Here is a 13810-nt window from a genome sequence, read left to right on the forward strand (position 1 = left end):
TGAAGAGGCTGTTTCACGATGCAAGACGACCTGCTGTTCGATCGCCCCCTGGTGGAGAAGTATGACCGCCCGGGGCCGCGCTATACCTCCTACCCCACGGCGCCCCAGTTCCATGCGGCCTTCGCCGAGGACGACTACCGCGCCGCCGCCGAGCGCAGCAACCGGGCCGAGACGCCCAAGTCGCTGTCGGTCTACGTGCATATCCCGTTCTGCAAGAGCCTCTGCTACTACTGCGCCTGCAACAAGATCATCACCCACAACACCGAGCGGGCCGCCGAGTACCTCGAGTGGCTCAAGCAGGAGATCCGCGTGCAGGGTGCGCTGTTCGACGAGTCGCGGCGCATGACCCAGCTGCACCTGGGCGGTGGCACCCCGACCTACCTGAGCAACGCCCAGCTCGGCGAGCTGATGGCGGCGCTGGACGAGGCCTTCCACTTCGCCCCGCCCGCCGAGCGCGAGTTCTCCCTGGAGGTGGACCCGCGCACCGTGACGCCCGAGCAGATCCACGAGCTCCACGACCTGGGCTTCAACCGGCTGAGCTTCGGGGTGCAGGACTTCGATCGTGACGTCCAGGAGGCGGTGAACCGCCTGCAGAGCGAGGAGCAGGTGGTGGAACTGGTCCAGGCGGCCCGCGACGCCGGCTTCCAGTCGGTGAGCGTCGACCTGATCTACGGCCTGCCGCGCCAGACCGTGGCCAGCTTCGATGCCACCCTGACCAAGATCATCGCCCTGCAGCCGGACCGCATCGCCAGCTACAGCTATGCCCACCTGCCCCAGCTGTTCAAGGCCCAGCGCCTGATCCGCCCCGAGGACATGCCGCCGCCGGAGCGCAAGCTGGAGCTGCTCGAGCTGACCATCCGCCGCCTCACCGCCGCCGGCTACGTCTATATCGGCATGGATCACTTCGCCCTGCCCGACGACGAGCTCTCCCTGGCCCGCGAGAACGGCACCCTGCAGCGCAACTTCCAGGGCTACTCCACCCATGCCGACTGCGACATGATCGCCCTGGGCATCACCTCCATCGGCAAGGTGGGCGACACCTACAGCCAGAACGTCAAGGAGACCGCCCAGTATCAGCATCGCCTGGAGGAAGGGCGCCTGCCGGTGTTCCGCGGCTACCGCCTCAACGCCGATGACCGCCTGCGCCGCGACGTGATCAACGCCCTGATGTGCCACAACCGCATCGACTTCGCCACCATCGAGGCCGCCCACGGCATCGTCTTCCGCGACTACTTCGCCGACGCCCTGGCGCAGCTGCAGGAGATGGCCGACGACGGCCTGCTGGCGATCCGCGAGGGCGAGATCGAGGTGCTGCCCGCCGGACGGCTGATGATGCGCAATGCCGCCATGGCCTTCGACGCCTATCTCAAGCCCGAAGAGAACCGCTACTCGCGCACCGTCTGAGCGAGTCGGCGCAGCCGGCCGGCGCGCCGTCTCCCGCCCCTGGCCGCGCCACGCCGCGGCTCTCCCGCTGTCAAATGAAAATGGGTCATGATGTCGCCTCTCCTGCACCAGATATGGGGCTTGCCGAGGCGATATGGTCTATATATGGTAGGCGGGCCGCGGGTGATCGAGGGCTGTCCGGCGACATGATGCATGTCAGTGCAGCCCGGGGAACACCGGCCTAGGATGAACGGTTCGGCGGCCTCGGCCGCGTGGTTATCCTCAGGAGAGCTGTCATGTCCCTGCCGTTGTTGCCCTTACCGTTACAGGCCCTGCCGCGCCTTCCCGCACCCGCCCGCCTGATTCGCGCCGTCGATCCGCGCGTGCCGGTCGGCGTCAAGCGCCGCCTGGTGGAACCGCTGCTCAACCGCACCTTCGCCGAGCCCCTGGCCGAGGGGGAGTTCGACGCCCTCGAGGGGCGCCGCATCACCCTGGCCATCGAGGATCTCGGCGTGGCGTTGACCCTGACCCTCGAGAACGAGCGCCTCAGGGTCTGTACCGAGCCCGGCGAGGCCTCTATCCGCGGCGGCTGGCGCGAGTTCCTCTGCCTGGCCACCCGCCGCGAGGACCCCGACGCCCTGTTCTTCCAGCGCCGGCTGCTGATCGAGGGCGACACCGAGCTCGGCCTGATGGTCAAGAACCTCCTCGACGGTCGCGAGGAGGGGCTGGCCCAGGGGCCCTTCGGTGAACTGCTGGTCCGCCTGGAGCGGCTGGCGAGACGTACGAGCTGACTTTTTTCGATTAACGCACTTCTTCCGGAGCCATCCGCATGAGCACTTCCACCAAGGCCGTGAAGTCATCCAGCGAGGTCCCCCTGCAGGGGCCGTCCCGCGACATCTGGGACTCCAAGTACCGCCTCAAGGATCGCCACGGTAAGCCCGTGGACAAGGACGTGGCCGCCACCTGGGAGCGGGTGGCCCGGGCCCTGGCCGCGGTGGAGGGTGAGCGTGCCGACGAGTGGCTGCCGAAGTTCCGCTGGGCGCTGGAGAACGGTGCCATCCCCGCCGGGCGGATCATGTCCAACGCCGGCGCCGAGGCCTACAAGCCGGCGGTGAGCCTGATCAACTGCACGGTGTCGCGCACCATCCGCGACTCCATGCACGACATTCTCGACTCCGTGGTGGATGCCGGCATGACCCTCAAGGCGGGCTGCGGCATCGGCTACGACTTCTCCACCCTGCGCCACAAGGGCGCCTTCGTGTTCGGCGCCGGGGCCGGCACCAACGGCCCCCTGGCGTTCATGGATATCTACGACAAGATGTGCTTCACGGTGGCCTCCGCCGGCGGCCGCCGCGGCGCCCAGATGGGCACCTTCGACGTCGGCCACCCCGACGTGCGCCAGTTCATCGAGGCCAAGCGCGAGGCGGGCCGCCTGCGCCAGTTCAACCTCAGCCTGCTGATCACCGACGAGTTCATGGAGGCGGTCAAGAACGACACCGACTGGCCGCTGGCCTTCCCGCTGCACCCCGGCGAGAAGGACGACGTCGACGAGAGCGAGCTGCTCTACCGCGACTGGCCGGTGATCGAGGAGGGCTACACCGTCGATGCCGAGGGCCGCGTGGCCTGCCGCATCGTCGAGGTGATCAAGGCCCGCGAGCTGTGGGACACCATCATGCGCTCCACCTACGACTACGCCGAGCCGGGCTTCATCCTGATCGACCAGGTCAACCGGATGAACAACAACTGGTTCTGCGAGGAGATCCGCGCTACCAACCCCTGCGGTGAGCAGCCGCTGCCCCCCGAGGGCGCCTGCCTGTTGGGCTCGGTGAACCTGACCCGCTTCGTCATCGACCCCTTCGGCAAGAAGCCGCGCTTCGACTGGGAGCGCTACCGCCAGGTGGTGGCGATCTTCACCCGCATGCTCGACAACGTGGTGGAGATCAGCGGCCTGCCCCTGGAGGGCCAGCGTCGCGAGATCGAGGCCAAGCGCCGCCACGGCATGGGCTTCTTGGGCCTGGGCTCCACCCTGACCATGCTCAAGATCCCCTACGGCTCGCCCGAGTCGCTGGCCTTCACCGAGGAGGTCAGCCGCAACCTGGCCATCGAGGGCTGGAAGCAGGCGCTGGAGCTCTCCCGGGAGAAGGGCATGGCCCCGGCGCTGGCCGAGGACTACGAGATCACCCCGAAGATGCTGCGCGAGCGCCCGGAGCTCAAGAAGGACGGCTACGAGATCGGCGACAAGGTGCCGGGCCGCATCCTGCATGCGCGCTACAGCCGCTACATGCAGAAGGTCGCCGAGGTGGAGCCGGAGCTGGTCGCCCAGCTCGCCGAGCACGGCGCGCGCTTCACCCACCACAGCTCCATCGCCCCGACCGGCACCATCTCGCTGTCGCTGGGCAACAACGCCTCCAACGGCATCGAGCCGTCGTTCTCGCACCGCTACTTCCGCAACGTGATCCAGTCGGGCAAGAAGACCAAGGAGCAGGTGGAGGTGGTCTCCTTCGAGTTGGCGGCCTATCGCCACTTCATCGCCGCCGATGCCGTGGAGAGCGACCTGCCGGACTACTTCATCACCGCCGACGCGGTGAGCCCCAAGCAGCACGTGGCGGTGCAGGCCGCCGCCCAGGCCTGGGTCGACTCGGCGATCTCCAAGACGGTGAACGTGCCCACCGAGTTCCCCTTCGAGGAGTTCAAGGACCTCTACCTGGACGCCTACGCCAGCAAGCTCAAGGGCTGCACCACCTTCCGCTTCAACCCGGAGGCCTTCCAGGGCGTGCTGGTGCGCGAGGACGATCTCAAGAACACCACCTACGTGTTCGAGCTGGAGAACGGCGAGACCATCGAGCTTGCCGGGGACGAGAAGATCATCTACGACGGCGAGGAGCACAACGCGGCCAACCTCTATGATGCGCTGAAGGAAGGCACCTATGGCAAATGGTAAAGCGCACCGCCTGATGCCGAGCGTCAATCAACCAATTACCGGAGGAGCCTCCTGATGGCCGTCGAGATCACGTCCAAGATCGTTTCCTACAGCGTCAAGAAGGCGGTGGAAGAACCGCCGCTGCCCGAGGAGAACCCGCTCACGGTGCGCATTCCCTCGCGCCCGGAAGGTACCCTGGAGGCCGTGTCGGAGAAGATCTCCTACGTCGGCGCCGAGGGGCGCAAGAAGGTCTACCTGCTGGTCTCCTTCATGCCCGTGGAGGGCGTGCTGGGCGGCAAGCGGGTGGTGATCGAGCGCCCGGTGGAGTTCTTCTTCCCCTCCGGCCAGCTCTCCAGCGAGCACCAGTGGATCACCGCCACCATGCGCAGCCTGTCGCTGGCCGCCCGCGGCGGCTACGTCACCCAGGCGGTGGCGGACCTGCGCAAGGTGGCCTGGGACAAGGGCCTGGTGCGCTGCGGCATGAACCGCTGGGGCAAGCCGATGTTCCACGACTCCGAGGTGGCGGCCATCGCCTGGTCGATCCAGCAGATCCTCTTCCGCCGCGGCTTCCTCGACCAGGACGGCAACCAGGTGCCGGTGGAGGAGCTGGTGGCCCGCTACGCCCAGCGCCAGGCCAGCGGCCACCTGTGGCAGCCGCCGACCCCGGAGGAGATCGAGCAGGCCGAACGCAAAGCCGAGGAGGCCGCCCACGCCAAGGCCGACGGCCCCACCGTGGTGGGCCACTGTCCCGAGTGCAACGGCGAGCTGATCATGATGGACGGCTGCCCCACCTGCTACTCCGGCTGCGGCTGGTCCAAGTGCGGTTAACAGCAGTGCGGCTGACAGGCTGATCAGAAGCCGACGAACGCCACCGCCCCGAGTCACGAGAGTGGCCCGGGGCGGTGGCGTTTGGGGCTACTGCCTCTGCAGGAGCGACGGGAGGGAGAGCTTTTCCTCGATGCGTTTCAGAATGACAACGACGTCGTCCACCGATTGAATGGCCAGGTTGAGCAGGGCGGCATTCTTCTCGGGATCATCGGGATAGTCATGCGAGAAGCGGTTTCGGATGATTCTCAGCTGTTGCCACTGATCGCTGCTCTCGAGGAACCCCAGTTTCTCCAGGCGGTTCAGCTTGTCGATCATCGGCCTGTCCTCGTAGGGCTCCTGGAGGACGGCGAGGGTCGCCGGCAGCAGTCGAGCCCCCATGGCATCCTGTAGTCGCCCGAAGCGCAATACGAACTGGTCGAGTGCCTGGATGGCGTCGTCGTCGAGAGAGGCAAGCCGCCGGCCAGTCAGGGGCAGCTGGTCCGCTATGGAATCCAGCGCATGCTGCAGGTGGTGAAAGTGGCGCTGGCACTGTCGCCAGGCATCGGACAGCTGATGCTGGGTGACATCGCTCATAACCTGACCCCGGTGCGCTCGGCGATCTCGAAGATCGGCGGGTGTTCTCCACGGCCCGGGTAGTCGATCAGCAGATCGATCTTCTGCTCACCGATAGCCTGCTGGACCCTCAGCTGGAAGTCGATCTCGGCCCGAACGATCTCCTCGACATCGCAGATTTGGGTCTCGATCAGCAGATCGATATCGCCTCCCCGTGCCTCGTCGTCGGCGCGGGAGCCGAACAGGGTCACGCGCGTGGCGGGGCCGAAGCACTCCCGAGCGAGCCGGCGAATGACGTTCCGCTGATGCGGTGACAGACGCATCGTGCTCTCCTGATCGCTGTTTGATTACAGCAGCTTAGCACAGTCGCGGCCTTCAGCCGCGCAGATCTACGGACGCGAAGTGGCGCCTGAGACGACGCACCAGGGTCTCCAGGGCCTCCCTTGGCGGGGCCTCGGCCAGGGGCTCGCAGTAGCCGGGGTCGAGGCAGCGCTCCCGCCGCGCCAGCTGGATGGCATAGCGGCGCACGCCGCAGTCGGCCAGGGTCATGGCCAGCCGCTCGAGCGCCTCCAGGGTGAAGTCGCGCCAGTGCACCGTGGTGCGGCACTCGAAGGGGGTGTCGCTCTCCAGCAGCAGCGAGAGGCTGCGCGCGTGGCGCCGCCAGATGCCGGGTCGGCCGCTGATGCGGTCGAAGTCGGCGCCGCGCCCCTTGGTATCCAGGGCGACCCAGTCGAGCCGCGGCAGCAGCGCCTCGAGCCGCTCCGGGTAGGGGCCGGCAGTATGCAGCCCCACCGCCAGGCCCAGGGCCCGGCAGGCGTCAGCGGCGGCCGGCAGGTCGGGGTGCAGGGTAGGCTCGCCGCCGCTGAAGACCACGGCATCGATCTCGCCCAGCCAAGTGGCCAGCAGCGTCTCGATGGCCTGCCATTCGCCCGGGGCCGCCCGGCGGGCTGGCCCCATGCTGCCCGCCGTCTCGCAGTAGCCGCACGCCAGCGGGCAGCCCTGCAGATAGACAACCGCCGCGCGATGGCCTGGCAGGGCCTGGTCATGGCGGGCGTCGAAGCCGGCGATGGGCAGGCGGATCTCGCCGGCGAGCGCGTCCTGTAGCGGGATCATGGGTCGCTTACCCGAGGGCGGCAGCCCGGCTGTGGTCCATGCCGGGTCGACCGTGCCAGTAGCCGTCGCAGATCTCGGCATCCACCAGGCTGAGCGGGTCCGGCGCGGCCAGCTCGCCGCGGCGGGCGGCGTCGAAGGCGGCGACTACCTCGGCCATGCCCTCGGGGCGCGGGCTGAGGCGGGCGATGCCGACGCCCATCTCGGCCATGGCGGGTACCTCCTGGCGCAGGTCCTGGCAGGCCCCCGAGAGGGTCTGGATGCCGTTCAGGGTGAAGACCTGGGCGGCCTCCTGGGTGCGCAGGGCCAGGCCCTCCGGGTGCTTCTGGCAGACGAACTGGCAGCGATCCTTGGGCTTCTGGTAGCGGCGAGCGGTGAAGCAGCGCGATGACCAGGCGAGCGGCAGGTGGCCATAGGCGAACACCTCGCAGGGGGCCTCGAGGCCCTCGTCGCGACAGTCGGCGAGCAGCCGGGTCAGGTCGTCCCTCGACATCTCCACCGGGGCCTGCCAGCGCCGCATGCCGGCCCGGGCCAGCACGGAAAGCGTGGCCGGGTTGTAGAGGTTCAGGGCGGCACCGGCGACGAAGGGCAGGCCGGCCGAGGAGAGGCGCTGCAGGGCGCTCTGGTCGTTGGCTTCCACCAGGAATTCGCCGTTGTCGCACAGCTTGCGCAGGTCGCGCAGGTCGGCCTCGGACTCGATCAGCGTCTGGCTTGCGAGCACCACCTGCTTGCCGCTCTGGGCAAGCTCGCGGCCAAGCCCCAGCCAGTCGTCGAGCTTCATGTCCCGGCGTCGCGAGCAGACCGACTCGCCCAGGTGGACGATCTCGACCGGCCAGTCGGCGGCCTCGCGGTAGAAGTCGGTGTAGCGCTCGCGGGTCCAGTAGAAGAGCACCGGGCCCAGCGACAGTTGGAGCGTGGGGGTCTCGGACATGGGGCTCTCTCCTATTTCCAGCGGCGCTCGTAGGCGCCCAGGGTGGTGGTGCTGCCTTCAGAGACCTCGCCGAGGCCGCTCATCCAGGCGGGCTCGGCATGGAAGCGGCCGGGGGCCCGCGCGAGGCGATCCAGGGCCTGGCGCCAGATGCCGGCGACCTTTGATACATAGGCCGGGCTGCGCTGGCGACCCTCGATCTTGACGGCCGCGATGCCCAGTTCCTTGAGCTCCGGCAGCAGCTCCAGGGTGTTGAGGCTGGTGGGCTCCTCGATGGCGTGGTAGGTCTCGCCGCCCACCTCGAAGCGCCCCTTGCAAAGGGTGGGGTAGCCGGCGTTCTCGCCCTCGCCGTAGCGGTCGATTAGCACACCGTTCAAGCGTGACTCCAGGCCCTCCGGGGTCTCCTCCCAGCGCACATGGGCCGCCGGCGAGCAGACGCCGCGGGTGTTGGGCGATTCACCGGTGAGATACGACGACAGGTAGCAGCGCCCCTCGGCCATGATGCAGAGGCTGCCGAAGGCGAATACCTCCAGCTCCACGGGGCTCTGCTTGGCCAGGTCGCGCACCTGGGTGATGGAGAGCACCCGGGGCAGCACGGCGCGCTTGATGCCGAACTGGTCGTGATAGAAGCGCAGCGCCTCGTGGCTGGTGGCCGAGCCCTGTACCGAGAGATGGCGGGCGAGGTCGGGGTGGCGGCGGGCGGCGTAGTCGAGCAGCCCCATGTCGGCCATGATCAGGGCATCGACGCCAAGCTCCGCGGCCTGGTCCACGGCGCGGGTCCACAGCGCCCAGCCGTCGGGCTGCGGGTAGGTGTTGATGGCGCAGAACACCTTCTTGCCGCGGGCGTGGGCGTAGTCGATCCCTTCCCTGGCGCGCTTGTCGGTGAAGTTGAGCCCGGCGAACTGGCGGGCGTTGGTGGTGTTCTGGAAGCCGAAATAGACGGCATCGGCCCCTTCATCCACGGCGCGCTTCAAGGCAGGCAGGTTGCCGGCGGGGCAGACGAGCTCCATGGTGAGCCTCCTGTGGTGGGAATCCCGACCATGCTAGTCGACTATCCCCGGTGGTCTTTTGACGCGGGTCATGGCGACCCCGGGTTGGGGGTGCGGGCGCGCCAGGCGTCGGCACTTTTTCCTGAAACCAGGCGCTCCTGAACGCAAACGGCCCCCGGTATCGGGGGCCGTGGCGGGCGGGCCAGCGTGGCATCGTTCAGCCGGCGCGTTCGAAGAGCAGGTTGTTCTCCAGGTGGATGTGCTGCATCAGGTCGTCGCGGAACTCGCGCAGCCCGGTGTAGAGGGCGCGCCAGGTGGTGCAGGCGCCCTTGGGCGGGGTGATGTTGTCGGTCAGCGCCAGCACCTGCTCGAGGTTCTCGCCGTGGTCGTCATGCTCGTGGCGCATCACCGCGATGGGCCCCTGGGCCTGGGCGCCCATGCCCTGGCGCAGCATCGGGAAGAGGATCTGCTCCTCCTTCTGCATATGGCTCTCCATCTCCTGATGGATGGTGGTGAGCAGGTCGGCCAGGCCGTTGGGGCAGGTGTCGCGCTCGCCGTGGACCTGCTCGACGCGCCGCGCCATGCGCACAAGCTCCGGAAGCTGCTGGCGGTGGACGTCGTGGTAGCGGGTCAGGATATGGTCGATCAGCTCGTCGTTGCTGGCCGACTGCCAGTCGCGCTCGTCGCTCGCGCCGGCGGGCAGTGCCTCGAGCTCGGCGACCAGAGCCTCGGGCGCGAGGCCGATGCGCTCGGCGGCCTCGCGCAGGCTGATGCGTCCGCCGCAGCAGAAGTCGATGTTGTGGTCGCGGAATACCCGGGTGGCGCCGGGCAGGGTCAGGGCGGTACGGCCGACGGTCTGTTCGATCAGGCTCATGGTGACGTCCTCTTGGGGTGATGGGCTGCTCAGGCAGGTGGCGCCTTAAGATGTATATTTAATACATCTTTTAGGCGGGGCCAACATGAGGCGAATTGTCGCTCCCGGGCTTGCCCCTCATCGCCCAAGGCCCAGGGGCCGCTGCCGGGCGGTATTCGGTGCCATTAACTTGACCGAGGTCAGCGTCGCATGAGGTCGCCTGGCGGCCGGCTTCGCGCCCACACAAGATGGAACGATGATACCTGCGAGACTCAAGCATGGTGGAAGGACAACGCTTCAGTACCAGGGCGCTCTTCGAACCCGGTGCGACACCCGGCCCAACGCTCTGCTGACAGGTCAACCGCGCGGCGGAGGGAGGTGACATATGAGGCCTGTGATCAATCGGCTGGGCCGGGGGCTCATGGTGCTGGCTGGGGTGGCGGTGGGCGTGGCGCTGCTGGTGCTCTTCGTGGTCAATCGCCAGGTCCCGGAGCGCAGCGACACGCCGCCGACCCCGGTCGCGGTGAGGGTGATCGAGGCCCGTCCCCTGGCGGTTCGCCTGGAGGCCCGCGGCCACGGCGTGGCGCGCCCCGCCGAGACCTGGCAGGCCGTGGCCAATGTCTCGGGCCGGGTGGTGGAGCGCCATCCGGGGCTGGAGAGCGGCTCCCTGCTGCGCGAGGGCACCCTGCTGCTGGCGCTGGACCCGACCGCTATGAGCTGGCCATCGCCGAGGCCGAGGCGGAGCTGGCCAGCCTGGCCGGCGAGCTGGCTCAGCTTGCCGCCGAGGAGGAGAACACCGGCCGCCTGCTGGCACTGGAGCGCCAGGCCCTGGCCCTCGCCGAGCAGGAGCTGTCGCGCATCGAGCGCCTGGCGGCCAGCGGCTCGGTGTCGACCTCCCAGCGCGATGCCCAGCGGCGCAGCACCCTGGGGCAGCGCCAGGCGCTGACGTCGCTGGAGAACAACCTGGCGCTGCTGCCGGCGCGGCGCCAGGTGCTCGAGGCCCAGCGCGAACGTGCCGCGGTGCGCCTGGCCCAGGCCCGCCGGGACCTGGCGGATACGCGCATCACGGCGCCCTACGACCTGCGCCTGGACGAGGTGGCGGTGGAACTCCACCAGTTCGTGAGCGCTGGGCAGCGGCTGTTCGAGGCGGACAGCCTGGCCGCCGCCGAGGTGGAGGCGCATATCCCGTTCACGGCGATGCGCTGCCTGCTGGGCAGCGTGGCGCCGGCCGAGCTGCCACCCGGCGCCCTGGATCTCGGCGAGCGCCTCGACCTCGGCGCCATCGAGGCCGAGCTGGCGCTGGTCGGGGCGCCCGGCGTGGGCTGGGAGGGCAGGGTCGTCAGGGTTGCCAGCGGCCTCGACCCGGCCACCCGCGCCGTGCGGGTGGTGGTGCGGGTCGACCATCCCTGGCGCGATGCGCGCCCTCCCGATCATCCGCCGCTGCAGCGCGACATGTATACCCGGGTGCGGCTCTCGGCGCCCGGCCCCGAGACCTGGATGGTGGTGCCGGCGTCGGCGCTCCATCAGGGCGAGCTCTATCTGGCCGATGGGGAGGATCGCCTGGTGCGACGCCCGGTCTCCGTGGCCTTCGCGCAGGGGGAGCTGGCGGTGATCGAGGCGGGCCTGGCCCCGGGGGAGCGCGTGGTGCTCGACGACCTGCAGCCGGCCATCGAGGGCATGGCGCTCGCCGTGCGTCGGGACGAGGCCGCCGAGGCGCGCCTGGCCGCCCGGGCCCGGGGCGAAGCGTCGACGGGAGAGCGGCCATGATCCGCTGGTTTGCCGCCCACCCCACCGCCGCCAACCTGCTGCTGATCCTGCTGCTGGCCGCCGGACTCTTCGCCGCCCCCCACCTCAAGCGTGAGACCTTCCCCGACTATCGTCCGGTGGAGGTGTCCGTGGAGGTGGTCTACCGCGGGGCCAGCGCCGCCGACGTCGAGGATGCGATCTGCCGACGCCTGTTCGATGCCGTCAAGGGCGTGGAATTTCTCGACGAGTTCGGCTGCGTGGCCCAGGACAACCTGGCCAGCGCCACGGCGACCATGGCCGCCGGGGGCGACGCCATCCGCTTCCTCAGCGAGATCGACACCGAGGTGAGCGCCATCACCGAGCTGCCGGCCCGCGCCGACCCCCCGGTGGTGCGCGAGTTACACCGCAGCGACCTGGTGGCGGCGGTGGCGGTGTCCGGCGAGATGCCGAGGCGCCAGCTGGAAGACTACGCCCTGCGCCTGGAGGAACGCATCATGACCCTGCCCGGCGTCGCTCGGGTGGCGATCCACGGCATGTCCCGGCGCCAGTGGCAGGTGGAGGTACCCCGCGAGGTGCTGGGGCAGCACGGCCTCTCGGCCTGGGAGCTGGCGCGGCGGGTGGCCGGCCAGAGCCTCGACCTGCCGCTGGGCACGCTGGAGACCGCCGACCGCGACCTCCTGCTGCGCTTCACCGACCAGCGCCGCTCGCCCGCCGAGCTGGCCGAGCTGGTGGTGGTCTCCGACGCCGGCGGCGGTGAGCTGACCCTGGGCGAGCTGGCCACCATCACCGAGGCCGGTGAGCGTGCCGAGGAGCAGGTCCGCTTCAACGGCGAGCCGGCGCTGGTGCTGGAGGTGAGCAAGGCGCTGCGGGACGATGCGCTGACCGTCAAGGAGCGGCTCGAGTCGCTGCTCGAGGCCGAGCGTCGTCGCTTCGACGGCGGCGTCTCGCTGACGCTGACCCAGGATGCCACCAGCATCGTCCGCGACCGCCTGCAGATGCTGGTGGGCAACGGCCTGATGGGCCTGGTGCTGGTGGTGCTGGTGATGAGCCTCTTCTTCCGCCCGCGGCTGGCCCTGTGGGCGGTGCTGGGCCTGCCGGCGGCCTTCATGGGGGCCTTCATCGTCATGGCCCTGACCGGGCTGTCGCTGAACATGATCACCCTGGTGGCGCTGCTGATGGCCATTGGCATCGTCATGGACGATGCCATCGTGATCACCGACAACATCGCCGCCCACGCCGGCGAGGAGGCCACGCCCCTGGAGGCGGTGGTCTCGGGCACCCGCCAGGTGCTGCCCGGGGTGCTCTCGTCCTTCCTGACCACGGTGGCGGTGTTTGCGCCGCTCTCCTTCCTGGCCGGTGAGCTGGGGGCGGTGCTGGGGCTCGTGCTCGCCATCATCCTGGGGTCGGCCGGTTTCATGGCCGGGGGGCACCTGGGCAGCGAGGCGATGCCGGATATCGAGGGCGACGTGCTGGAGGCACGCATCCTGATGCCCCAGGGTACACCGCTCGAGCGCACCGAGGCGGTGGCCGAGCGCATCGAGACGGCGATGCGCGAGCTCGATGCCCGCCTCTCGCCGCAGCAGCCGGGAGGCGCCGCCCTGGTCGAGGCGATCCAGGTGCGCTTCAACCACAACCTCAGCGCCCGGGAGGCCGGCCCCCATGTGGCTACCGTCATCGTCGACCTGCTCACCGCCGAGCGGCGCCGGGTGCCGCTTGAGGTGGTGGCCAATGCCGAGGAGCGGCGCGAATGGGCGCGCATCACCCGCATCGACGGCCGACGCACCGTCACCGTGGAGGCCAACGTGGATGCGCGCCGGGCCAGCGGCCAGGCCATCGTCGATGACCTCGTCGGCAGCGGCTGGCTGGAGGATTTCGGTGCCCGCCACCCCGAGGTGGCGGTCTCCTTCGAGGGCCAGGTGGCCAGCTCCGCCGAGACCGGGGGCTCCATCGGCCGCGGCCTGCTGATCGGCCTGGTGGGCATCTTCGTGATCCTCTCCTTCCAGTTCCGCAGCTACGTGGAGCCGCTGATCGTCATGCTCTCCATCCCGCTGGCCTTCATCGGCGCCATCTGGGGGCATGTGCTGATGGGCTACTACCTCTCTATGCCCTCGCTGATCGGCGCGGCCTCCCTGGCCGGCATCGTGGTCAACAACGCCATCCTGCTGATCCATTTCATCAAGACGCACCGCGAGCGGGGCCTGGATGCGGTGACGGCCGCCGGCCAGGCCAGCCGCGACCGGCTGCGCGCCATCCTGATCTCGTCCATCACCACCATCGCCGGGCTGCTGCCGCTGCTGGCCGAGACCAGCACCCAGGCGGCGGCCATCAAGCCGCTGGTGATCTCGGTGGTCTTCGGCCTGCTCAGCGCCACCGTGCTGGTGCTGCTGGTGATCCCGGCGCTCTATGTGCTGCTGGACGACTGGGGGTGGGTCGTTGCGGGAGAGAGGCCGGCCACGGCTTCCTGACGCCCGATAGCCCATCCACCCTTCTCGTACGACAGC

At 69.1% G+C, this 13810-nt stretch carries 13 protein-coding genes; 7 read left to right on the plus strand and 6 right to left on the minus strand.

Translation table 11 applies throughout. The annotated features are described in order from the left end of the window. The first annotated feature begins 18 nt into the window (after nucleotides 1–18). The 4 genes from hemN to DER72_RS08090 all read left to right on the plus strand — a co-directional run bounded on the left by hemN (nucleotide 19) and on the right by DER72_RS08090 (nucleotide 5131). Nucleotides 19–1404, plus strand: coding sequence for an oxygen-independent coproporphyrinogen III oxidase (gene hemN / locus DER72_RS08075; protein WP_110069485.1), 1386 nt, complete (start codon nucleotides 19–21; stop codon nucleotides 1402–1404). Between the two features lie 275 nt (nucleotides 1405–1679). Then, complete coding sequence (locus DER72_RS08080) at nucleotides 1680–2174, plus strand: SCP2 domain-containing protein (RefSeq protein ID WP_110069486.1); 495 nt, start codon at nucleotides 1680–1682, stop codon at nucleotides 2172–2174. A gap of 38 nt (nucleotides 2175–2212) precedes the next feature. Continuing rightward, nucleotides 2213–4324: an adenosylcobalamin-dependent ribonucleoside-diphosphate reductase gene (locus DER72_RS08085; RefSeq protein ID WP_110069487.1), complete on the plus strand. Its 2112-nt coding sequence runs from the start codon at nucleotides 2213–2215 to the stop codon at nucleotides 4322–4324. Between the two features lie 54 nt (nucleotides 4325–4378). Further along, on the plus strand, nucleotides 4379–5131 hold the full coding sequence (locus DER72_RS08090) for a ribonucleoside-diphosphate reductase (RefSeq protein WP_110069488.1): 753 nt from the start codon (nucleotides 4379–4381) through the stop codon (nucleotides 5129–5131). Between the two features lie 87 nt (nucleotides 5132–5218). Here DER72_RS08090 and DER72_RS08095 read toward each other — a convergent pair whose 3' ends face one another. The 6 genes from DER72_RS08095 to ytfE form a co-directional block, all read right to left on the minus strand. After that, nucleotides 5219–5704 (minus strand): hypothetical protein, encoded by a 486-nt coding sequence (locus DER72_RS08095; protein ID WP_219983238.1) that lies wholly within the window; start codon nucleotides 5702–5704, stop codon nucleotides 5219–5221. After that, the gene (locus DER72_RS08100) at nucleotides 5701–6006 is read right to left on the minus strand and encodes a nucleotidyltransferase domain-containing protein (RefSeq protein ID WP_110069489.1); all 306 of its coding nucleotides are present in this window, start codon (nucleotides 6004–6006) and stop codon (nucleotides 5701–5703) included. Before DER72_RS08100 ends, DER72_RS08095 begins: the two co-directional genes overlap by 4 nt. Nucleotides 6007–6058: 52 nt before the next feature. Beyond that, on the minus strand, nucleotides 6059–6796 hold the full coding sequence (locus DER72_RS08105; protein WP_110069490.1) for an anaerobic ribonucleoside-triphosphate reductase activating protein: 738 nt from the start codon (nucleotides 6794–6796) through the stop codon (nucleotides 6059–6061). A gap of 7 nt (nucleotides 6797–6803) precedes the next feature. After that, a complete protein-coding gene (locus tag DER72_RS08110; protein WP_110069491.1) occupies nucleotides 6804–7724 on the minus strand; it encodes a U32 family peptidase in 921 nt (306 codons plus the stop codon). Nucleotides 7725–7735: 11 nt separating this feature from the next. Next, on the minus strand, nucleotides 7736–8731 hold the full coding sequence (locus tag DER72_RS08115) for a peptidase U32 family protein (protein WP_110069492.1): 996 nt from the start codon (nucleotides 8729–8731) through the stop codon (nucleotides 7736–7738). A 196-nt stretch (nucleotides 8732–8927) separates the two neighbouring features. Continuing rightward, entirely contained in the window at nucleotides 8928–9584 is a 657-nt protein-coding gene (gene ytfE, locus DER72_RS08120) for an iron-sulfur cluster repair protein YtfE (protein WP_110069493.1), read from the minus strand. A 364-nt stretch (nucleotides 9585–9948) separates the two neighbouring features. Between ytfE and DER72_RS16390 the strand changes: the two genes are divergently transcribed. The 3 genes from DER72_RS16390 to DER72_RS08130 are packed head-to-tail and all read left to right on the plus strand — an operon-like array spanning nucleotide 9949 to nucleotide 13774. Beyond that, complete coding sequence (locus DER72_RS16390; RefSeq protein ID WP_258306247.1) at nucleotides 9949–10509, plus strand: hypothetical protein; 561 nt, start codon at nucleotides 9949–9951, stop codon at nucleotides 10507–10509. Then, a complete protein-coding gene (locus DER72_RS08125; protein ID WP_258306246.1) occupies nucleotides 10422–11330 on the plus strand; it encodes an efflux RND transporter periplasmic adaptor subunit in 909 nt (302 codons plus the stop codon). The genes DER72_RS16390 and DER72_RS08125 overlap by 88 nt, the downstream gene beginning before the upstream one ends. Next, nucleotides 11327–13774, plus strand: a complete 2448-nt coding sequence (locus DER72_RS08130; RefSeq protein ID WP_110069494.1) for an efflux RND transporter permease subunit — start codon at nucleotides 11327–11329, stop codon at nucleotides 13772–13774. The genes DER72_RS08125 and DER72_RS08130 overlap by 4 nt, the downstream gene beginning before the upstream one ends. Nucleotides 13775–13810 lie beyond the last annotated feature (36 nt).

Source organism: Halomonas sp. A11-A, from assembly GCF_003182195.1.
Taxonomy (GTDB): Bacteria; Pseudomonadota; Gammaproteobacteria; order Pseudomonadales; family Halomonadaceae; genus Halomonas; species Halomonas alkalicola.